Origin of the sequence: Sulfitobacter sp. 1A15258 (genome assembly GCF_043557045.1) — a bacterium.
GTDB lineage: Bacteria > Pseudomonadota > Alphaproteobacteria > Rhodobacterales > Rhodobacteraceae > Sulfitobacter > Sulfitobacter faviae.
This window is the reverse complement of sequence record NZ_JBIFFK010000011.1, coordinates 46713-66036: the sequence shown is the minus strand read 5'-3', so window position 1 is coordinate 66036 and position 19324 is coordinate 46713. Positions and strand designations below refer to the sequence as shown.

20 protein-coding genes and 1 pseudogene are annotated in these 19324 nt (G+C 62.1%); 10 read left to right on the top strand and 11 right to left on the bottom strand.

What is annotated here, in order from left to right; all coding sequences use genetic code 11:
• Positions 1–2 precede the first annotated feature (2 nt).
• Both ACGYK9_RS17600 and ACGYK9_RS17595 read left to right on the top strand, forming a co-directional pair.
• The gene (locus ACGYK9_RS17600; RefSeq protein WP_394414607.1) at positions 3–1307 is read left to right on the top strand and encodes an NAD(P)/FAD-dependent oxidoreductase; all 1305 of its coding nucleotides are present in this window, start codon (positions 3–5) and stop codon (positions 1305–1307) included.
• A 202-nt stretch (positions 1308–1509) separates the two neighbouring features.
• Positions 1510–2688, top strand: a complete 1179-nt coding sequence (locus ACGYK9_RS17595) for a DegT/DnrJ/EryC1/StrS family aminotransferase (RefSeq protein ID WP_394414604.1) — start codon at positions 1510–1512, stop codon at positions 2686–2688.
• 31 nt (positions 2689–2719) lie between these two features.
• Here the strand turns inward: ACGYK9_RS17595 and phaR are convergent, their stop codons facing one another.
• The 3 genes from phaR to ACGYK9_RS17580 form a co-directional block, all read right to left on the bottom strand.
• A complete protein-coding gene (gene phaR, locus ACGYK9_RS17590) occupies positions 2720–3268 on the bottom strand; it encodes a polyhydroxyalkanoate synthesis repressor PhaR (protein WP_271687875.1) in 549 nt (182 codons plus the stop codon).
• Positions 3269–3411: 143 nt separating this feature from the next.
• Complete coding sequence (locus ACGYK9_RS17585) at positions 3412–3855, bottom strand: phasin family protein (RefSeq protein WP_067260985.1); 444 nt, start codon at positions 3853–3855, stop codon at positions 3412–3414.
• A gap of 151 nt (positions 3856–4006) precedes the next feature.
• Complete coding sequence (locus ACGYK9_RS17580) at positions 4007–5812, bottom strand: PHA/PHB synthase family protein (RefSeq protein ID WP_394414601.1); 1806 nt, start codon at positions 5810–5812, stop codon at positions 4007–4009.
• A 50-nt stretch (positions 5813–5862) separates the two neighbouring features.
• Between ACGYK9_RS17580 and phaZ the strand changes: the two genes are divergently transcribed.
• Positions 5863–7194 carry a polyhydroxyalkanoate depolymerase gene (gene phaZ, locus ACGYK9_RS17575; protein ID WP_394414598.1) on the top strand — a complete coding sequence of 444 codons (1332 nt, stop codon included), beginning with the start codon at positions 5863–5865 and terminating at the stop codon, positions 7192–7194.
• Positions 7195–7203: 9 nt separating this feature from the next.
• Here phaZ and ACGYK9_RS17570 read toward each other — a convergent pair whose 3' ends face one another.
• From ACGYK9_RS17570 to ACGYK9_RS17560, 3 genes are all read right to left on the bottom strand, one after another.
• Complete coding sequence (locus ACGYK9_RS17570) at positions 7204–7914, bottom strand: alpha/beta fold hydrolase (protein WP_394414595.1); 711 nt, start codon at positions 7912–7914, stop codon at positions 7204–7206.
• Positions 7915–8056: 142 nt separating this feature from the next.
• Entirely contained in the window at positions 8057–8809 is a 753-nt protein-coding gene (locus tag ACGYK9_RS17565; protein ID WP_394414592.1) for an alpha/beta fold hydrolase, read from the bottom strand.
• 51 nt (positions 8810–8860) lie between these two features.
• Positions 8861–10147, bottom strand: coding sequence for an MFS transporter (locus ACGYK9_RS17560; RefSeq protein ID WP_394414589.1), 1287 nt, complete (start codon positions 10145–10147; stop codon positions 8861–8863).
• Positions 10148–10319: 172 nt separating this feature from the next.
• On the opposite strand from ACGYK9_RS17560, the gene thrS reads away from it, so the two are divergent.
• The 5 genes from thrS to ACGYK9_RS17535 all read left to right on the top strand — a co-directional run bounded on the left by thrS (position 10320) and on the right by ACGYK9_RS17535 (position 14984).
• Complete coding sequence (gene thrS, locus ACGYK9_RS17555; RefSeq protein ID WP_394414585.1) at positions 10320–12266, top strand: threonine--tRNA ligase; 1947 nt, start codon at positions 10320–10322, stop codon at positions 12264–12266.
• A 225-nt stretch (positions 12267–12491) separates the two neighbouring features.
• Complete coding sequence (locus ACGYK9_RS17550) at positions 12492–12794, top strand: DUF2282 domain-containing protein (RefSeq protein ID WP_271687884.1); 303 nt, start codon at positions 12492–12494, stop codon at positions 12792–12794.
• A 59-nt stretch (positions 12795–12853) separates the two neighbouring features.
• Positions 12854–13699, top strand: a complete 846-nt coding sequence (locus ACGYK9_RS17545) for a DUF692 domain-containing protein (protein WP_394414582.1) — start codon at positions 12854–12856, stop codon at positions 13697–13699.
• Complete coding sequence (locus tag ACGYK9_RS17540; RefSeq protein ID WP_394414579.1) at positions 13696–14454, top strand: putative DNA-binding domain-containing protein; 759 nt, start codon at positions 13696–13698, stop codon at positions 14452–14454. Before ACGYK9_RS17545 ends, ACGYK9_RS17540 begins: the two co-directional genes overlap by 4 nt.
• Entirely contained in the window at positions 14451–14984 is a 534-nt protein-coding gene (locus tag ACGYK9_RS17535; RefSeq protein WP_394414576.1) for a DoxX family protein, read from the top strand. Before ACGYK9_RS17540 ends, ACGYK9_RS17535 begins: the two co-directional genes overlap by 4 nt.
• On the opposite strand, the gene ACGYK9_RS17530 is transcribed toward ACGYK9_RS17535, so the two are convergent.
• A complete protein-coding gene (locus ACGYK9_RS17530) occupies positions 14981–15301 on the bottom strand; it encodes an ArsC/Spx/MgsR family protein (protein WP_394414573.1) in 321 nt (106 codons plus the stop codon). The genes ACGYK9_RS17535 and ACGYK9_RS17530 overlap by 4 nt on opposite strands.
• Positions 15302–15469: 168 nt before the next feature.
• Here ACGYK9_RS17530 and ACGYK9_RS17525 point away from each other — a divergent pair, with 168 nt between their 5' ends.
• A complete protein-coding gene (locus ACGYK9_RS17525) occupies positions 15470–15676 on the top strand; it encodes a cold-shock protein (RefSeq protein ID WP_067262111.1) in 207 nt (68 codons plus the stop codon).
• A gap of 54 nt (positions 15677–15730) precedes the next feature.
• Here the strand turns inward: ACGYK9_RS17525 and ACGYK9_RS17520 are convergent, their stop codons facing one another.
• The 4 genes and pseudogenes from ACGYK9_RS17520 to ACGYK9_RS17505 form a co-directional block, all read right to left on the bottom strand.
• The gene (locus ACGYK9_RS17520) at positions 15731–16024 is read right to left on the bottom strand and encodes a hypothetical protein (protein ID WP_394414570.1); all 294 of its coding nucleotides are present in this window, start codon (positions 16022–16024) and stop codon (positions 15731–15733) included.
• 83 nt (positions 16025–16107) lie between these two features.
• Positions 16108–17291, bottom strand: a pseudogene (locus ACGYK9_RS17515) (cytochrome P450).
• A gap of 43 nt (positions 17292–17334) precedes the next feature.
• Positions 17335–17814, bottom strand: a complete 480-nt coding sequence (locus ACGYK9_RS17510; RefSeq protein WP_394414567.1) for a dihydrofolate reductase — start codon at positions 17812–17814, stop codon at positions 17335–17337.
• On the bottom strand, positions 17814–18647 hold the full coding sequence (locus ACGYK9_RS17505) for a thymidylate synthase (protein ID WP_394414564.1): 834 nt from the start codon (positions 18645–18647) through the stop codon (positions 17814–17816). The genes ACGYK9_RS17510 and ACGYK9_RS17505 overlap by 1 nt, the downstream gene beginning before the upstream one ends.
• A 234-nt stretch (positions 18648–18881) precedes the next feature.
• Here ACGYK9_RS17505 and ACGYK9_RS17500 point away from each other — a divergent pair, with 234 nt between their 5' ends.
• Positions 18882–19316: a VOC family protein gene (locus ACGYK9_RS17500; protein ID WP_067262125.1), complete on the top strand. Its 435-nt coding sequence runs from the start codon at positions 18882–18884 to the stop codon at positions 19314–19316.
• The last annotated feature ends 8 nt before the right edge of the window (positions 19317–19324 follow it).

Genomic DNA, 19324 nt, shown 5'->3' with positions numbered 1-19324 from the left:
CGATGAACCTGCTCTACGCCAATGACACGCCCGGCCAGTACCCTACCAGCTGGTACGCCGCCACCGCCACGAAACACGCGGCCTACCCGCCGCTTCAGGGCGATACCACGGCCGATGTCTGTGTCGTTGGCGGCGGCTACACCGGGCTTTCCGCCGCACTGCATCTGGCCGAGGCGGGCTATGACGTGGTGCTTTTAGACGCGCAGCGCGTGGGTTTTGGCGCCTCGGGCCGCAATGGCGGGCAGTTAGGCTCGGGCCAACGGGTCGAGCAGGATGGCCTCGAAAAGATGCTGGGCGAAGACCATGCCGCCAAGCTGTGGCAGATGGGCGAAGAGGCGAAGGAACTGGTCAAATCCCTCATCGCGAAACACGAGATCGACTGCCACCTGAAGCCCGGCGTGGCCTGGACCGGCTCCACCACATCTGACGTGCGGCATCTGCACGATTATGCAGAGCATCTGCAAAAGCGCTATGGCTATGACCAGATCGAAGTGTTGGATCATGCCGCGCTGCAATCGGTCTGCCCCTCGCCCGACTACAAGGGCGGCGTGCTCGACATGGGGGCCGCGCATTTGCACCCATTGAACTACGCCCTCGGCCTTGCCCGCGCCGCTGCCGCCGCAGGTGTGCGCATTCATGAGACAAGTCCCGCCGAGAACATCGTCGAGGGCAGCAAGGCGCTGGTGCAAACCGCCACGGGCAGCGTGAGCGCCGATCATGTGGTGCTGGCCTGCAACGGCTATCTAGGCAAGCTCAACGGCGACGTGGCCGCCAAGGTCATGCCGATCAACAATTTCATCGCCGCGACCGAACCCTTGGGCGCGCGCGTGAAAGACGTGCTGCCCCGCGACGTGGCCGTGGCCGACAGCCGCTTTGTGGTAAACTATTTCCGACTGTCGCACGACGGACGGCTGCTGTTTGGCGGCGGCGAGAGCTATGGCTATCGCTTCCCGCAGGACATCGCCGCCAAGGTGCGCAAACCGATGTCGCAGGTCTTTCCGCAGTTGAAGGACGTTAAGATCGACTACGCTTGGGGCGGCACTCTTGGCATCACGATGAAGCGCCTGCCCTATGTGGCCCGGCTCGCGCCGAACATCCTCTCGGCCTCGGGCTATTCCGGTCATGGGGTTGGGACCGCGACCCATGCGGGCTATCTGATGGCCAAGGCGATCGAAGGCGATGCCGCGGGTTTCGACACGATGGCCGCGATCCCGACGCAGGCTTTCCCCGGCGGGGCCTCTCTGCGGAGCCCGCTTTTGGTGCTTGCGATGCTTTGGTATGCGACGCGGGATCGGTTGGGGCTGTGATTTTGGTCTGAGCGGTGTTGCGGGTTGGCTGGTGGTGGAGAGCGGGGGCTCTGCCCCCATCGCGCCTTTGGCGCGATTCCCCCGAGGGTATTTGAGAAAGGATGAAGGGGAAGAGGGGGTGGCCTATTGTCGGGTCATGCCCCTTGGTTTGCGTAGGCGTTTGTTTTACTATTCTGGAAATCATTATTCAGGATTTTGAAATATGGCTTTGCCCGACATGCACCGTGCTGAACCGATCCCTGCCGAAGCGGAGGCCGCCATTGCGGAGCTTTTGCAAAGTGGCGATCTTTTTCGCTATACTGCGGCCAAGGACGCGCCTGTTTCCCTGTTGGAGGTCGAATTTGCGCAGATGATGGGCAGTGAATATGCGCTGGCCGTGTCCTCCTGCTCGGCCGCGCTGTTTCTGTCCTTGCTTGCTTTGGACTTGCCGGTTGGGGCCCCGGTGTTGATCCCGGGTTTCACCTTTGCTGCTGTGCCTTCTGCGGTGATCCATGCGGGCTGCAAGCCGGTGCTTTGTGAAGTGGGCGAGAATTACCGTGTGGATTTGGAGGATTTCGCTGCCAAACTGCCGGGCGTTCGGGCGGTGATCATCAGCCATATGCGGGGGCATACTTCGGATATGGATGCGATCATGGAGCTTTGCGAGGTCGCTGGCGTGCCGGTGATCGAAGACGCTGCCCATTCGCTGGGCACGCTTTGGCGGGGGCGGAAAATCGGGACAATTGGCAAGATCGGCTGTTTTTCCTTCCAGTCCTACAAGATGATCAACGCAGGCGAAGGCGGCATCCTGATCACCAATGACGCCGATCTGGTGGCGCGGGCGATCATCATGTCGGGCGCTTATGAGCATAATTGGAAGAAACACGCGGCCCTGCAAGACAGTTTTGCCAAGTGGCAGAACCGGCTGCCGCTGTACAATCTGCGCATGTCCAACCTTTCGGCTGCGATCATCCGGCCGCAATTGCCGCATTTGCCGCGCCGGGTGGCCGATGGGCTGCGCAATCACGATCACATGGCGACGCGGCTGGCGGCCTCCCCCTTGATTAAGGTGCCAAGCCCCCTGCCCGGTGAGACCCGCGCGCCGGATTCGATCCAGTTCAATCTGGTGGGCCTCTCTGACGCCAGTATCCGCGCTTTCGCAGCAGCGGCGGAGGCGGTGGGGGTGAAGGTGCAGGTCTTTGGCCAAAGCACCGACAACGCCCGCGCTTTTTGGAACTGGCAATTCATCGAAGACCTGCCCGAACTGCCGCGCACCCGCGCCATGCTGATGCGGGCCTGCGACGTGCGGCTGCCGGTGCAATTGACGCTGGAGGAAATCGACGCCGTGGCGGATGTGATTTTGGGCGCGCTGAGGGATGTGGCCGAGGCGCAGGCAGCTTGAGGCGGGCGCGCGACGCCCGCGCCTTCTGGGGTTAGTTCAGCTTTGACAGTTTATCCTGCAACTCTGCCAACTGCTTTTTGATCGCGTCCAGATCGTCGCCCTGTTCGGCCTGCTGTTTGGGCGGCTCTGGCGTGGTGGATTTGGCCCAGCCGCCGGTCATCGCCTTCATGAAGGCTTCTTGCTGCGCCTGCATCGCTTCCATGCCGGGCATCTTGGCCATCGGGTTCATCGCGCTCATGTTTTCGATCGCCTTGGATTGGCCATCGCGCAGCATGTCGAAGGAGGCTTGCAAGAACTGCGGCACCACCGAGACGTTGCCCGACATATAGCTGCGCACCAGATCGGTCAGCACATCGACCGGCAAGACGGCCTCGCCCCGGCTTTCGTGTTCGGCGATGATTTGCAACAGATATTGCCGTGTCAGGTCATCGCCGGATTTCAGATCGACGATCTGAACCTCGCGCCCGTCGCGGATGAAACCGGCGATATCTTCCAGCGTGACGTAATCGCTTGTTTCGGTGTTGTAGAGCCTGCGGCTGGCATAGCGTTTTATCAGCAAAGGCTTCGGTTTGTCCGCCATGATATTACTCCCGACCAATGGTGCTGCATCGCAGCTTAGGACAGCGATCGGCAAATAGAAAGAGCGCATGACAAAAGGGCAGGCCCGTCTGGACCTGCCCTTTCTTTAAGCATTCCTTGGCGCTGGAGAGCCCAGCGTCAAATTTACTTCACAGTCGCTTTTTTGGCGGCAGCCTGTGCGGTGGCCACGCCTTCGGTGGTCGCGGCTTTGGCGTCGCTTTGCAGGTCTTTACCAGCCGACATCATCAGCTCGACGGTGTCCATCTGAACCTTTTTCGCGATCTCGGCAAAAGCGGCCATATGCTCGGCCGCGGATTCGGCGGAGGCGGAGGCGAAATCGGTCATCGCTTTGGCATAGTCTGTGGGCTCGGCTTTGACCTTGGTCATCTCGGTCAGGCGGGCTAGCGTCTCTTTCGTCCACGCGGTGGAAATGTCGGCGGATTTTTCAGCCGCGTCGAAGGCAACGCCGGAGAGTTTCTCGTTCAGGGTGGCGGTGTTTTTGAATGCGTCTTGCATGGCGGCGTTATCCACCGGGAAGGCGCCCAGAACGTCTTTGAACATCGCGGTCATGTCAGGTGTCTTGGTCATGTCTCAATCCTTTTAATGCTACTGTGGCAAGGGAGCGGGGAGACCCGTCCGTTTCGCGTCTGACCACAACATAGATGCCGCAGCGCAGCATTTCAAGGTTTTTTCTGCATTGCAGCATGAGCCCGAAGGGTGTTTGGATTACCCAAGGTAATCAGTCGTTTGCCTTGCGGGTCACATAGCTGCCCGGGGCATCGGCGAGAATTTCCCGGCCATCGTCGCCGGGAAACCGTGCGGGAATCATCGGCCCTGCCCGTTTGGTGAGCCACTTGCCCCACCGCGGCCACCAAGACCCTTCGTGAAAGGCGGCGGCCTCGCGCCATGCGGCGTAGTCCTGCGTGAGATCGCCGTTCACATAGTGGCCGTATTTCTTCCGATTGGGCGGATTGACGATGCCCGCGATATGGCCCGATTGCGCCATGATGAAGGTCTTGTCCTTCGACCCCATCTGCTGCACCCCGCGGTAGCAGTCTTTCCACGGCGCGATGTGATCCGTCTCGCAGGCCACGGCGCAGAGCGGCACCTCGATATCATCCAGCGTTAGCCGCTCTCCGAGCAGTTTGAAACCGCCCTCGACCAATTCGTTTCGCTGGCAGAGACCGCGCAGGTATTGCATTGCCATCTGCCCCGGCAGATTGGCCCCGTCGCCGTTCCAATAGAGCAGGTCAAAGGCCGGGGGCGTCTCGCCCATCATGTAGCTGCGCACGGCGGGACCATAGACCAGATCGTTGGAGCGCAGGAATGAGAAGGTGCGCGCCATGACGACCGAGGGCAAAATGCCCTTATTCGCCGTCTCGGCCTCGATCCCGTCGATGAAGTCATTGGTGAGGAAGGGCTGAAACTCCCCCTGATCCGAGAAATCGGTGAGCGCGGTGAAGAAGGTCGCGGATTTGATCGAGCTATCGCCACGTTTTTTCAACAGCGACAGGGTCAGCGCCAGTGTGGTGCCGGCGATGCAATAGCCCACCACGTTGAGGCGCTTTTCCTGAGTGATCGCCTTCACCTCTTCAATCGCGGCGAGGTAGCCCTCTTCGACGTAATCCTCCATGCCGATCTGGGCATAGCTGGCATCGGGGTTCACCCATGAGACGATGAACAGCGTGTGCCCCTGATCGACCAGCCATTTGACGAGGCTGTTCTGCGCCTTGAGGTCGAGAATGTAGAACTTGTTGATCCACGGCGGGAAGATCAGCAGCGGTGTTTTATGGACTTCTTCGGTGCTGGGGGTGTATTGAATCAACTCGAACATGCGGTTGCGAAACACCACCTTGCCCGGCGTGGTGGCGATGTTGCGGCCCAGCTCAAAAGCGCTGTCATCCGCCAGTTTCACGACCAGCTCGCCATTGTTGGCCTCCAGATCCGCGATCAGGTTCTCCAGACCTTTCACGAGGCTCTCGCCCTCAGTCTCAACCGCGCGTTCCAGCACGTCGGGATTGGTGGCGAGGAAATTGGTCGGGGACATCATCGCGATGATCTGCTGGCTGAAATAGACCAGCCGCTTTTTCTCGGCCGGGTCCATGTCTTGGGCATCTTCGACCGCTTGGCGCAGCGCCTCGGCGTTGATCAGATACTGCTGTTTGATGAAGTTGAAATAGGGATGGGTCTGCCACAGCGGATTGGCGAAACGCTTGTCGGTCGGCGCGTCCTCTTCAACCGGGGCCAAACCGCCTTTGGCCAGCGCCTGCTGCGCCTCGACGAAATGGGCGACCGATTTGGTCCAATAGCCCATCTGATGCTCCATCAAACGGGCCGGATTGGTCATCGCTTCGGCCCAGTAAGACTGGGCCGCCTTGGCGAAAAGCTGTTGGTTCGGACCATCGAGCGCGGGCTGATGGCCCTCGCGCTGCGCCATCACACGGGTCAGGCGCTGGCTTAATTCTTCAACCTTTTTCAAGTTTTGCGCCATACGAGACAGGGCTTGAGGCTCGGCAATTTCGGGATTCTCGGATTCTGTTGTCATCTTAACCCTTACCTCCTATCTTCGCAGGTGCAGCATAAAGGAGCCCCCACATGCGCTATATGGCCACCTACGACATGATGGAGTCCATCCGGAACACCAATCAATGGCTCGGCGCGTCTGCGCTTGCTATGGCATCCTACCCGGCTTTCTCTCTGTTTCCAAACCCTGCGATGGAATGGCTCGCCGCTTGGGGTGAGGTGACGGAACGGACCTTTGCCCGCATGGTCGTGAAACCCGATTGGGACATCCCCCCGGTGGTCGGCCCCAAGGGGCAGGACTGTCTGGTCAGCATCGAGCCTGTGATGGAACGGCCCTTTGGCGATCTGTTGAAATTCTCGGTCCAAGGCCGCGAAGAGACGGGCCGCAAGGTTCTTTTGGTCGCGCCGATGTCGGGTCATTACGCCACGCTGCTCCGTTCCACTGTGATCTCCCTGCTGCCTGATTGCGACGTCTATGTGACGGACTGGCACAATGCGCGTGATATTCCAGTTAGTGCGGGCAAGTTCGACATCGAGGATTATACGCTCTACCTCGTTGATTTCATGCATCACCTTGGCCCCGACACCCATGTGATCGCGGTCTGTCAGCCTGCGCCGCTGACGCTGGCCGCCACCGCCTATCTGGCCGAGGAAGCGCCCGAAGCGCAGCCGCGCACATTGACGCTGATCGGCGGGCCGATTGATCCCGATGCCGCGCCCACGGATGTGACCGATTTCGGGCATAGCGTGACCATGGGCCAGCTTGAGCAGATGATGATCCAACAGGTCGGCTTCAAATACGCGGGCGTGGGGCGCAAGGTCTATCCGGGGCTGTTGCAGCTTACCTCCTTCATCTCGATGAACAATGACACCCACCGCGATGCCTTTGCCAACCAGATCACCCGCGTGGCGCAAAAGACGGCGCATGAGCATGACAAGCACAACAAGTTCTACGACGAATACCTCGCCGTGATGGACATGCCGGCGGAGTTCTACCTCTCGACCGTGCAGCGGGTTTTCAAAGAGCGCGAGATCGCGCGCAACGTCTTTACCGTGGCGGGCCGTCAGGTCGACATCGGCAAGATCACCACCGTCGCCGTCAAAACGGTCGAGGGCAGCAAGGACGACATTTCGGCCCCCGGCCAGTGCATCGCGGCGCTCGATCTGCTGACCGGGCTGCCGGATGCCAAGAAGGCCAGCCATCTTGAGCAGGGCGCGGGCCATTACGGGATCTTCGCGGGCAAAAGCTGGCGCAACAACATCCGGCCCTTGGTGCTCGACTTTATCGACGCGAACAACGGCACCCCTGAGCCGCAGAACCCTGCGCCCCAAACGCCCGGGCCGCAAAAGCCCGCCTCTCAGAAACCCGAGGCCAAGAAGAGCGATAAACCGGCAGCGGCCTAAGCCACTGCCCTATTGCAGCACCAGAGGTTGATGCAGCCAGTCGCGCAGCGCGGCGGTGGTCGCCTCTGGCTGCTCTAGACTGGGCAGATGGCCCGCGTCTTCGAGCACCGTCAGCTTGGCATAGGGGATCATCTCGGCCATGAAGGCATGGCGTTTGACCGGGCAGAGCGCGTCATGCTCCCCACAAAGCACCAGCGCGGGCACCTTGCATTTGCGCAGCACCGCCTGTTGATCGCGCCGCCGTTGCAAAGCGCGGGATTGGCGGACGAAGACATCGCCGCCCAGCGTCTCGGCCATCTCCATCGCGCGGGTCAGCACCTCGCCCCGCCCCTTGCCGGGGGCGAGGAAACCATTGGCCATCCGCGCCTGCATCGCCTCCCCCAGCTTGCCCGATTGCGCCATGATGATCTGCGGTTCACGGTCCGCGGCAATGGCGGGCAATTCGGCCAGCACATGGGTGGCCAAGAGGGCAATGCGGCTGATCCGGTCGGGTGCGCGGCGCAGCAGTTCCAGCGCCACCACACCGCCCATGCCCTGCCCCACCAGCGCGAAACGCGGCGGCAGTTGATCCAACAGGCCCGAGGCGATCTCTTCGATCCGTTCGCCTTGGGTGATCGGGGCCAGCACCACGGTCCCGCGCGGGGAAAGCGCTTGGATCTGCCGCGTGAAGACACGCGCGTCGCACATCATGCCGGGCAGCAGAACGATCGGCTCAGCCATTGGGCAGGCTCCGGTGCGGTATGCGGTTGAAATAACGTGGTTTCATGCCGTCCCCCTTGGGTTTGGCAGTCTCTTAGCATGGGTGGTCTGGGGTGACACCGCGAGCCGGTGCCTATCGGCGGTTCCATGCCCGCGCCCTTGGTCAGCCCTTGTCGCCGGAAACCTCGTTGATCGCCTCGACGATCATCGCCAAACAGCGCGCGTCCGAAAAACGGTGATCGGCGTCCTTGACCAGTGTCAGTTGCATATCGGGGCTTTGCGCATGTTCCAACAGCCGCACCGCGGTGGCCGTGCTGACGGCGGTGTCCGCCGTGCCCTGCAACAGCCGGACCGGGAAAGGCAGGTTCAGCGGATCGCGCAGCACCAACCGCTTGCGCCCGTCCTCGATCATCCGGCGGGTGATGACATAGGGTTCCATATAGTCCGACGGCAATTCGACCTGCCCGACCTCTTCCAAGGTCTGTTTCTGCGCCTCGGTGAAATTCGCCCAATAGCCATCTTCGGTGAAATCGGGGGCCGCGGCGATGCCGACCAGCCCGGCGACCCGCTCGGGCAGATGCCGCGCCAAGAGCAGCGCCTGCCAGCCGCCCATCGAGGAGCCGACGACGATCAGCGGCCCCTCGGTCAGCGCCGCGACCGCGGCCAGCGTGTCTTCGTGCCAATCGCCGATGCACCCTTCGGTAAATAGGCCCGACGATTCCCCATGGCCCGAATAGTCGAACCGCAGAAAGGCGCGCCCCTCGGCCCGTGCCCAGTCTTCAAGATAGACCGCCTTGGTCCCCATCATGTCGGACTTCAGCCCACCCAAAAACACCACGCAAGGCCCTGCCCCGTCGGTCTTGTGATAGGCGATGCGCCGCCCTTGCGGCGTGTCGATGTATTTGCTGTCTGCCATGCTGCCTCCGTCTTTGGCCCAATCATGAGCATCGGCGCGGATGAGGGCAAGTCAGTCCTCGGAAAGATGCTCAACCTCCGGCAGCCAATGGGCCAACACGGCGGCGGCCAGCGCCATGACGGCAAAAAGCATCAGCGTCGCCTGCGCCCCGATCAGCGCCGCCCCGCCGCCCAGCACGCCCGCCAGCAGCAAGAGCAGCCCGATCACCGTATTGCTGACGGCGGCATAGGCGGCGCGCTGGTCTTTCGGGGCCATGTCGACCAGATAGGTCGACCGCCCCTGCCGCACGCCGTGATAGGCGATCATCAGGGTGAAGAGCACCGCAGGCATCGCCCAGACCGCCTGCGCCAGACCAAGAAACCACAGCCCCACCGCCAGCGCCATCGCCACTGCGCCAACGACGCCGGTCATCATCAGCACACGGCGGCTCGACATATCCGACAGCCGCCCCCAGACGTAGGAGCTGACCAAAGACGCCAGCGCCGAGGCCAGCACCAAGGCCCCCAATTGGCCCAACTGCCCGCTCTCTGACGAACCGGCAAGCACCACCAAATAGGGCGGCGCCAGCGCGGTAGAGACCAAAAGACCGCGCACCAGAATGAAAAGCCACAGTTCCCGGTTGCCGCGCAGCAGTTTAAAATCCACGCCATCGCCCTCTTCGGTCTCGCTCGGCGTTTCCATGATTGTCGAGAACAACAGCGCCGCGCCGATCCATAGCGCCGCCGCCAGCGCGATGGCTGCCACCACGACGCCTCGGCTTTGAAACAGGCCCGACATCAGCAGCCCGGCAAAGATCACCACCCCGACCGAGGATACGGACCCCGCCAAACCGGTCACCGATCCACGCCGGGTCTTACCCACCGTCTTGCCCAGAATTTCCTTGAACGACACCGAACAGGCGGCACGGCAAACGGCCAGCAGCGCGAGGGCGGCGCAGACCGCATAGCCCGCCGTGGCCCCCTCAAGGCTGAGCGCAGCAAGGGCGATCAGCCCCGCCGCCACGCCCTGCCCGACCGAGCCCCAGACCCAAGCCCATTTTCGCCGCGCCATGCGCTGCACCACGCCCGCCAGCGCGATCTGCGGCAAAAGCGACCCGGCCTCGCGGATCGGCACCAAGGCGCCCGCGAAAACCGCAGGCGCGCCAAGGGCGCTCAACAGCCAAGCCAAGACAAGTTTCGGGTCGATCAGACCATCGGCCACTTTGGTCATCGACAGCGACACGATATGGCGCAGCCCGTTGCGGGCCTCGGCCTGCTGCGCCTTGTCGTCCAACCCCGGTGCCGGGTCGTCCGCCCCCGAAATCGTCTCGAATGCGCGCTGCGCCGTGTCGTCTTGCATCTGACCGATCCTCGTTGTTGCCCGCCTGACATAGCGCGCCATCGCCCTGCCGCAACTTTCCCGAAGCGGTCTCACTTGCATTGACAAGCCGCGTCCGCGCCGCCACATAGGCCCGACACATAACCCGCAACCGGGCGTCTCGTAGGCGCCAAACCGACGAGGAGCGCCCAAGATGGCCCAAATCTCCCTCACCCTTCCCGATGGCAACAGCCGGCAATACGACGCCGGGATCACCGCTGGTGAAGTGGCTGCCGATATCTCTAAATCGCTCGGCAAGAAGGCCATCAGCGCCACCGTGAACGGCGCGCATTACGATCTGGCCTGGCCGATCGAAGCCGACGCCAGCATCGCCATCCACACCATGGCCGACGAAGAGCAGGCCAACGAGCTGGTGCGCCATGACCTCGCCCACATCATGGCCCGCGCCGTGCAGGAAATCTGGCCAGACACCAAGGTCACCATCGGCCCGGTGATCAAGGACGGCTGGTATTACGACTTCGATCGCAAGGAACCCTTCACCCCCGAAGACCTTGGGCTGATCGAAAAGAAAATGAAAGAGATCATCAACAAGCGCGACCCGGTCCGTACCGAGGTCTGGGACCGCGCGCGGGCGATCAAACATTACGAGGACAACAACGAGCCCTATAAGGTTGAGCTGATCAACGCGATCCCCGGCGACGAGCCGCTGCGGATGTACTGGCACGGCGATTGGCAAGACCTCTGCCGCGGCCCGCATCTGCAGCACACCGGACAGGTTCCCGGCGATGCTTTCAAGCTGATGTCCATTGCCGGTGCCTATTGGCGCGGCGACAGCAGCCGCGCCATGCTGCAGCGGATCTACGGCGTCGCCTTCACCGGCAAGGAAAAGCTGCGCGCGCATCTCAACATGCTGGAAGAAGCCGCCAAGCGCGACCACCGCAAGCTGGGCCGCGAGATGGATCTGTTTCACATGCAGGAAGAGGCCCCCGGCCAGGTCTTCTGGCACCCCAACGGCTGGCGCATCTACACCACCTTGCAGGACTACATGCGCCGCATGCAGGACCGCGACGGCTATGTCGAGGTCAACACTCCGCAGGTCGTTGACCGCAAGCTGTGGGAAAAATCCGGCCACTGGGACAAGTATCAAGAGAACATGTTCATCGTCGAAGTGGACGAGGACCATGCCCGCGAAAAGGCGGTGAATGCGCTCAAGCCGATGAACTGCCCCTGCCACGTGCAGGTGTTTAACCAAGGTCTGAAATCCTACCGCGATCTGCCGCTCAGGATGGCCGAGTTCGGCTCCTGCGCGCGCTACGAGCCGTCGGGCGCGTTGCACGGCATCATGCGGGTGCGCGGCTTTACCCAAGACGACGGCCATATCTTCTGCGCCGAGGATCAGATCACCTCGGAAACAGCGAAGTTCATCGCCTTCCTGTCCAAGGTCTATGCCGACCTCGGCTTCCATAACTGGACCATCAAACTCTCCACCCGCCCCGAGAAGCGGATCGGCTCGGACGAGACATGGGACCATATGGAACAGGCGCTCGGCGATGCCTGCAAGGCCGCGGGCTATGACTTCGAGGTGCTTGAGGGCGAAGGTGCTTTCTATGGCCCGAAGCTTGAGTTCACCCTGACCGACGCCATCGGGCGCAACTGGCAATGCGGCACCCTGCAAGTCGACGCGAACCTGCCCGAACGGCTGGAGGCGAGCTTCATCGGGCAGGACGGCAATAAGCATCGCCCCGTGATGCTGCACCGCGCCACCCTGGGCAGTTTCGAGCGGTTCATCGGCATCCTGATCGAGGAACACGCCGGCAAGCTGCCCTTCTGGATCGCGCCGCGGCAGGTCGTTGTGGCCTCCATCACGTCCGAGGCTGATGACTATGTCGCCGAGGTCGTGGAAACCCTGAAAGCTGCGGGCGTCCGGGCCGAGGCCGACATGCGCAACGAAAAGATCAATTACAAGGTCCGCGAGCATTCGCTGGGCAAGGTACCGGTGATCCTCGCCGTGGGCGCGCGCGAAGTCGAAGAGCGCACGGTCTCGGTGCGGCGTCTGGGGCAAAAGCAGACATCCGTACAGCCGCTCGACGCACTCACCGCCGAACTGGCACAGGACGCGACCCCGCCTGACCTGCGCTAACGCGCTGTAACAAACATGCGCTCCGGCCGGTTTGCGGGCAATATGCCCCCTGCCTGCCGGAGCGTTTTTGTAACAATCCCACCCTTCCTGCGCGGGATCGTTACAACTTTCGCCGTTTTTCCGCGTGAATTCTGACGGGACTGTGACACACTCGCTCGTGACTGGCTTGTGAGCGAACGGGCTGCTCTAGTAAGCCTGTCAACACCATCAGGAAGGAAAATGACAATGTCCAACACACTCAAGACCGCCGCCATCGCAGGGGCCGTCGCCGCCGCACTCGGCAGCCACGCCACCACCGCAACCGCCGCTTCGCAAGAGAAATGCTATGGCGTATCGCTGGCTGGTGAGAACGACTGCGCCGCGGGCCCTGGCACGACCTGCGCCGGCACCTCCGTGACCGACTACCAGGGCAACGCATGGACCCTCGTCGACGAAGGCACCTGCGCCGAGATCGATCTGCCCGCCATGGCCGACGGGACCGAGCGGACAGGCTCTCTGGAACCGCTCGACCGCGACCTACCCGCTTAATCAAAGCGGTCCGGGCGGCACCCGCCCGGACCCTGCCCCGCCCCATGCCGGAGGCCAATATGCGCGACGATACCCCCCCTCTCACCACGCTGCCCAATGCCCCCGGAGTCGGATATAAATCCCGGCATTTCGATGGCTTGATGGCTGATCCCGGCCCGGTCCGCTGGATCGAGGTGCATGCCGAAAACTACATGGGCGACGGTGGCCGCCCCCATGCGCAGCTGCGCGCCTTGCAGGAACGTTTCGCCCTATCGGTTCATGGCGTCGGCCTGTCGATCGGCGGCGAAGGCCCCCTCGACCCAGACCATCTCGCGCGGCTCAAGACCCTCTGTGACCGAAGCCAGCCCGCGTCCTTCTCCGAACATCTGGCTTGGTCTACCCATGGGATGGAATATCTCAACGACCTCCTCCCCCTGCCCTATACCGAAGAAACGCTGACCCGCGTCGCCGCGCATATCAATCAAGTGCAAGACGTCTTGGGGCGGCAAATGCTGCTCGAAAACCCCTCCAGCTACCTCGCATTCGAAGAATCCGACTTGTCCGAAACCGACTTTTTAGCAGAGATCATCGCGCGAGCCTCCTGCGGGCTCTTGCTGGATGTCAACAATGTCTTCATTTCGGCCACCAACCTCGGGCTATCGCCGCAGGGCTACATCGACGCCTTCCCGACAGACCATGTGGGGGAGATCCATGTGGGCGGCCATGACGACGACACCGACGATCACGGCGCGCCGCTGTTGATCGACAGCCATGGCAAAGAGGTCGTCGATCCGGTCTGGGACTTGCTCAGCTACACGCTGGCCCAAACCGGTCCAAAGCCGGTACTGGTCGAGTGGGACAATGACGTGCCCGACTGGCCCGTCCTGCGGGCCGAAGCCAATCGCGCCGCCGAGGTTCTGGCGTGACCGACCAGCACAGTTTTCGCACGGCGTTGCTTGACCCTACGCGGCCCGCCCCCGCGGGGCTGCGCGATGGCAAGGGGCAACCGGCGGGCGCGCGCTATGGCGTCTATCGCAACAATGTCACCCATTCCCTGATCGCCGCTCTCGAAGTGGCCTTTCCGCTGGTGCGCAAGCTGATCGGTGCCCGCAATTTTGCCGAACTCGCGCCGCTCTATGTCCGGGCGCATCCACCGAAATCGCCGATGATGATGCATTATGGCGCGGATTTCCCGGGGTTCATCGCAGGTTTCGCGCCACTGGCGAGGATCGGCTATCTCGCCGATGCCGCAAGGCTCGACCTCGCGCTGCGGTCCTCCTACCACGCCGCCGACGCGGCACCGCTGGATCCGCAGACCTTCGAGGCGCTCCCTCCCGATGCACTAATGGCGGCCAAGCTTACCCTCGCCCCCGCGACCCGCGTTCTGCGGTCAGATTGGCCGCTTTTCGACATCTGGCGCTATAATTTCACCGAGAACGCGCCAAAGCCGCGCAACGTGGGGCAGGACGTGGTAATCACCCGCCCCGCCTATGACCCCGCCCCGCATCTGACACCGCCCGGCGCGGCGCAATGGTTCGGTCACCTTGCCGAGGGGCGGACCTTCGGGGCGGCCAATGACGCCACAGTCGGTGCCGCACCTGAGTTCGACCTCGCCGCCGCCCTAGGCTTTGCCCTGAGCCACGGCGTCTTCAGCGCGATTTCCGTGGAGGAAAGCCAATGACCCGATTTCTGCCCCTTTACCGCACCACCGCCGACCGACTAGAGCGTGCCGACTGGCTGCTTCTAACCCTTGCCCGCTTCCTCTTTGCCGCGGTGTTGCTGGTCTACTTCCTGAACGCCGGTCTGACCAAACTCGGCCCCGGCCCTTTGGGCATCTTCACCCCTTCCACCGGCGCCTACTCCCAAATCTTCCCCCGCGTTTTCGAGGCGGTCGGCTATGACACCGACGCGCTTGGGCTGTTTCATTGGCTTGTCGTCGTCGCCGGAACAGTGGCTGAGTTCATCCTGCCCCTGCTTATCGTCATCGGCCTGCTGACCCGGCTGGCCGCGCTGGCGATGGTGGGCTTTGTCGTGGTGCAATCGCTGACCGATCTCTACGGCCACGGCAGCGCCCTCGGCGCGTGGTTCGACCGTTTCCCCGACGCCCATATCCTCGACCAGCGGGCGCTCTGGGTCTTCTTGCTTTTGGTGCTGGTCATCAAAGGGGCCGGCCCCCTGTCACTGGACCGGCTTTTGGCGAGCCGCGGTTAAAGCATCGCTTGAACGGCGGCTTCTATCTCTTTGTTCCACCCTAGAAATAGCCGATCACCCACCGCAATCAGGGGGCGCTTCATCAGGGCCGGATGGGCTTTAATCAGGGCCAGCGGCTCTTCCTTGCGGGCCGCGTCATCCAGCCCGCGCCAGGTTGTCGAACGGGTGTTGAGCAAGGCCGCACCAAACTGCGCGTGGGCCTTTTCCAAGACCGCGGTGGGCACGCCCTCCTCCCGCACGTCGACCAATTGCGCCTCTGGCAGCGCCTTTTTCGCCTTACGACAGCTGTCACAATTTTTCAGCCCATAAATTAGCACATCCGTCTCCCTCAGCCTCGCGATCCCACGCCCAGTTGCGGATCTCGCAGCTGATCGCTTGATTTTTTTCCAGTCCGCGCGATCTTTCTATTATGGCGGGTCGCAATTCAATCGCTTTCGCCATTCTGCTGGACGCAGAGACGCAAAGACAAAGGAGGCGCGGAGATTATGCCAACTGGCACCGTGAAATGGTTTAACACCACCAAAGGCTACGGGTTCATCGCCCCCGAAAGCGGCGGTAACGATGTATTTGTTCATATTTCGGCGGTCGAACGGTCTGGCCTGACCGGCTTGGCGGACGATCAAAAGGTCAGCTATGAATTGACCGAAGGCCGCGACGGACGGCAGATGGCCACCGACCTCGCGCTGCTCTAGCCATGACATTGCAAGAAAACACCCGGCGTCCCGCGCCGGGCGTTGCTTGAAAGATCAGTTATACGAACAGCCCTTGGTCCCTACCGGGCAAGGCACGCGGGCTGAACGGCGCGGTGTGACCACGCGGTGACGGCGCTGCACGGGGTGCGCCTTGACCTCAGCATAGGTCATGGTCTGGCTCGGCGTCCCACAGCAGATCGCCCCGCCAAGGGTCACCGGCTGCAGCCCCGCCGGACAATAATTTGCAGAACTGGGATAGGCGTAGACCTTGGGCTCTGCCGAGACCTGACTGGCCAGCCCGGCTGAAAGCAGCCCTGCCGCCACTGCAATAGCTGTCGTTACACGCATGATAACCCTCGTAATTATGTATAATATTAACAAAGATTGCCGGGGCGATTTCTTTTAGTCCAGTCTTTTATGGCAGGCCCGTTTTAGTTCAGCCGCGCCGGGAGCGTCGCATAGCCGTGAAAGCGGGTGCGCCCGCCCCCTTGGCGCGCCGCGCTGATTTCATAATCCGGGTAGCGGTTCAGGAAGCGTTGAAGCGCGATCTTCCCTTCCATCCGCGCCAAAGTCAGCCCCACGCAGACATGCGGGCCACCGGCAAAGGCCAGATGCCGATTGGGCTTGCGCCCGATATCGAATTTTGTCGGCTCCTCAAAGACTTCCGGGTCTCGGTTCGCAGCCCCGATACAAAGGTGCAGGTTGCTGCCCGCGGCGATCTCGACCCCGCCTATGGTGACCGGGGCCGTGGTCTCCCGGTTGCCGAATTGGTTGGGCGAGCGGAAGCGCAGCACCTCTTCGATACAAGGCCCGATCAGAGCAGGCTCGGCCAGCAGCCGGGCCTTTTGGTCGGGATGGTCATGCAGCAGCGCAAGGGCGCTGCCGATCAGATTGGTCGTCGTCTCATGGCCCGCGTTCAGGATGAAAATACAGTTCTGGATCAACTCGATCTCAGTCAACTGCCCCCGTCATCCCCCGCGATCAACCGGGTCAACACATCGGTTTCGGGATCCCCCGGCGCGGCCCGGCGTCGCGCGATGAGGTCTTGCAGATAGGCTTTGAACTCCCGCACCGCGGTATGGCCTGCCTCAAGCTCAGCATCGCTCAAGGTTGGCTCCAGCGCGCCGAGGATCGCCAGCGACCAATCGCGAAGCGGGCCGCGCTCCTCCATCGGCACGTCCAGCAGGTTGCCGATGATCTGCACCGGGATGCAGCTGGCATAGTCCTCGATCAGGTCCGGCGCGGGGCTCAGCCCCTCAAGCAGCCGGTCGACCGTGTCGATCAACCCCGGCTCCATCCGCGCCAGCGCCTTGGGCGTAAGGGCCGAGGTCATGATCCGCCGCACGCGGGTATGCAAAGGCGGGTCATTGAAAACGAGGCTGGTGGTGTGATGTTCGAACAGGGGGCTGCCGGGGCCGAATTTCGGCGCGAAGGCCAGTTTCTTATCCGAGATATAAAGCGTGGTGTCGCGGTAGATCGCGTTCAGATCCGCATGGCGGCAAATCAGGATCGAGCCGTCAGGCTGGCGCAGCACCGGGGCGTCGCGCAGAAGGCGGTCGTAATGGGGGAACGGGTTCTCGACAAACCCTTCGGGCGGTGCGGATAGATCAAACATGGCCCGCAGTGATGCCCGCCGCGCGGCCCATGTCAATGGCCGGTCAGCAGCGGCGCAGCCACTCCCGCGCGATGGCACGCGGACCGGATGTGCGCAGGCAAAGGTTGCCCAATTCGATCCATTCGTCCGTATCGAATTCGGGAAAGAACGCATCGGCGCCGTCGATTTCCACATCCACTTCGGTCACCAAAAGCCGATCCGCGAGGGGCAAAAGCGCGCGGTAGATGCCTTCGCCGCCGATGCCGTAGACCCGGCGATAGCCCTCTGCCGCGCAATAGCCCAAAGCGGCTTGCGGGTCGCGCGCCACATGGACGCCCTCGACCTCGCTGCTGGAGACGACGCAATTCAACCGGTTTTTCAGTGGCTTGACAGGCAAGCTCGCCCATGTGCGGCGCCCCATGATGATGGCCCCGCCGGTGGTTTCACGCTGAAAGAATTTTAGGTCTTCGGGCAGCGACCAAGGGATATCCCCGCCTTTGCCAATGGCGCCGTTGCGGGCGCGGGCGACAATCAGGCTCAGCATCAGACGGCCACCGGCGCTTTGATCGCAGGGTCGGGATCATAGCCCTCAAAGGTGAAATCCTCATAGCGGAAATCAAAGATCGAACTGACCTCGCGGTTGATCCGCAGTTTCGGCAGCGGCTTGGGCGTCCGCGCAAGCTGGGTTTTCACCTGCTCCAGATGGTTGGAATAGATATGCGCGTCACCCATGGAATGCACGAAATCACCCGGCGCATAGCCAGTGACATGGGCCAGCATTTCCAAGAGCAGCGCGTAGGAGGCGATGTTGAACGGCACGCCGAGGAACATATCCGCCGAGCGCTGGTAAAGCTGCAAATGCAGCTTGCCGCCCGCGATGCGCACCTGCCAGAGCGTATGGCAGGGCGGCAGCGCCATCTGGTCCACCTCGCCCGGATTCCACGCCGAAACGATCAGGCGGCGGCTGTCGGGGGTCTTGCGGATCGCCTCGACCAGTTTGGCGATCTGGTCGACCTGCCCGGCCTGATGCAGCACTGTGCCATCGGGCTGGGGCATCGGTTCGCCCACCATGGGAAAACGCCGCCACTGGTGGCCGTAAACCGGGCCAAGATCGCCCTTTTCATCGGCCCATTCGTCCCAGATGCGAACGCCGTTTTCCTTGAGATAGGCAATGTTCGTATCCCCGGCGAGGAACCACAAAAGCTCATGCACGATGGATTTCAGATGCAGCTTTTTCGTGGTGACCAGCGGGAAGCCATCGGCCATCCGGTAACGCTGCTGCATCCCGAAATGAGAGATCGTCCCCGTTCCCGTGCGATCGGTCGAGGTCACCCCCTGCTCCAGCACTTCGCGCAGCGCATCATGGTACTGTTTCATGCGGCGACCCTCGTCAATCTTGGCATTTGCCTTTGCGTTGCCTTCCGGGCCTTTAGCCTACAGCCAATCATTGCGCAATCAACTGACATCGCCCGCCCACTTTGACACCGGCGGTTTCGCCCCTAAACTCCACCGCGAAGCGCGAAGGGTTAATTTGCCCCCGCCCGCTTTGAACGACATTCAAGCTTGGAAGGGGCGCCGCCCCGTTCAGGCCAGCCAACCAAAGGAAAACCGATGCCCATCAAATACCTGCACACCATGGTGCGCGTGAAAGATCTCGACGCCTCCATCGCATTTTACAAACTTCTGGGCCTGGTCGAGCGGCGCCGGATCGACAACGAAGGGGGCCGTTTCACGCTGGTTTTCCTATGCCCCCCGGGCATGGACGACGGTCATGCCGATGTTGAGCTGACCTACAATTGGGACGGCGACGACGCGCTGCCCAGCGACAGCCGCCATTTCGGCCACCTAGCCTATACCGTCGAGAATATTTATGAGACCTGCCAGCACCTGCAAGACAACGGCGTGACCATCAACCGCCCGCCGCGCGACGGGCGCATGGCCTTTGTCCGCTCGCCCGACAATATCTCCGTCGAATTGCTGCAAGAGGGTGACGCCCTGCCCGCGCAGGAGCCATGGGCCAGCATGGAAAACACCGGCCATTGGTAAGGGGTAGC

Coding starts and splice junctions, on each gene's coding strand:
- ACGYK9_RS17600 (WP_394414607.1), top strand. CDS start 3: ATGAACCTGCTCTACGCCAATGACACGCCCGGCCAGTACCCTACCAGC.
- ACGYK9_RS17595 (WP_394414604.1), top strand. CDS start 1,510: ATGGCTTTGCCCGACATGCACCGTGCTGAACCGATCCCTGCCGAAGCG.
- phaR (WP_271687875.1), bottom strand. CDS start 3,268: ATGGCGGACAAACCGAAGCCTTTGCTGATAAAACGCTATGCCAGCCGC.
- ACGYK9_RS17585 (WP_067260985.1), bottom strand. CDS start 3,855: ATGACCAAGACACCTGACATGACCGCGATGTTCAAAGACGTTCTGGGC.
- ACGYK9_RS17580 (WP_394414601.1), bottom strand. CDS start 5,812: ATGACAACAGAATCCGAGAATCCCGAAATTGCCGAGCCTCAAGCCCTG.
- phaZ (WP_394414598.1), top strand. CDS start 5,863: ATGCGCTATATGGCCACCTACGACATGATGGAGTCCATCCGGAACACC.
- ACGYK9_RS17570 (WP_394414595.1), bottom strand. CDS start 7,914: ATGGCTGAGCCGATCGTTCTGCTGCCCGGCATGATGTGCGACGCGCGT.
- ACGYK9_RS17565 (WP_394414592.1), bottom strand. CDS start 8,809: ATGGCAGACAGCAAATACATCGACACGCCGCAAGGGCGGCGCATCGCC.
- ACGYK9_RS17560 (WP_394414589.1), bottom strand. CDS start 10,147: ATGCAAGACGACACGGCGCAGCGCGCATTCGAGACGATTTCGGGGGCG.
- thrS (WP_394414585.1), top strand. CDS start 10,320: ATGGCCCAAATCTCCCTCACCCTTCCCGATGGCAACAGCCGGCAATAC.
- ACGYK9_RS17550 (WP_271687884.1), top strand. CDS start 12,492: ATGTCCAACACACTCAAGACCGCCGCCATCGCAGGGGCCGTCGCCGCC.
- ACGYK9_RS17545 (WP_394414582.1), top strand. CDS start 12,854: ATGCGCGACGATACCCCCCCTCTCACCACGCTGCCCAATGCCCCCGGA.
- ACGYK9_RS17535 (WP_394414576.1), top strand. CDS start 14,451: ATGACCCGATTTCTGCCCCTTTACCGCACCACCGCCGACCGACTAGAG.
- ACGYK9_RS17525 (WP_067262111.1), top strand. CDS start 15,470: ATGCCAACTGGCACCGTGAAATGGTTTAACACCACCAAAGGCTACGGG.
- ACGYK9_RS17520 (WP_394414570.1), bottom strand. CDS start 16,024: ATGCGTGTAACGACAGCTATTGCAGTGGCGGCAGGGCTGCTTTCAGCC.
- ACGYK9_RS17510 (WP_394414567.1), bottom strand. CDS start 17,814: ATGCTGAGCCTGATTGTCGCCCGCGCCCGCAACGGCGCCATTGGCAAA.
- ACGYK9_RS17505 (WP_394414564.1), bottom strand. CDS start 18,647: ATGAAACAGTACCATGATGCGCTGCGCGAAGTGCTGGAGCAGGGGGTG.
- ACGYK9_RS17500 (WP_067262125.1), top strand. CDS start 18,882: ATGCCCATCAAATACCTGCACACCATGGTGCGCGTGAAAGATCTCGAC.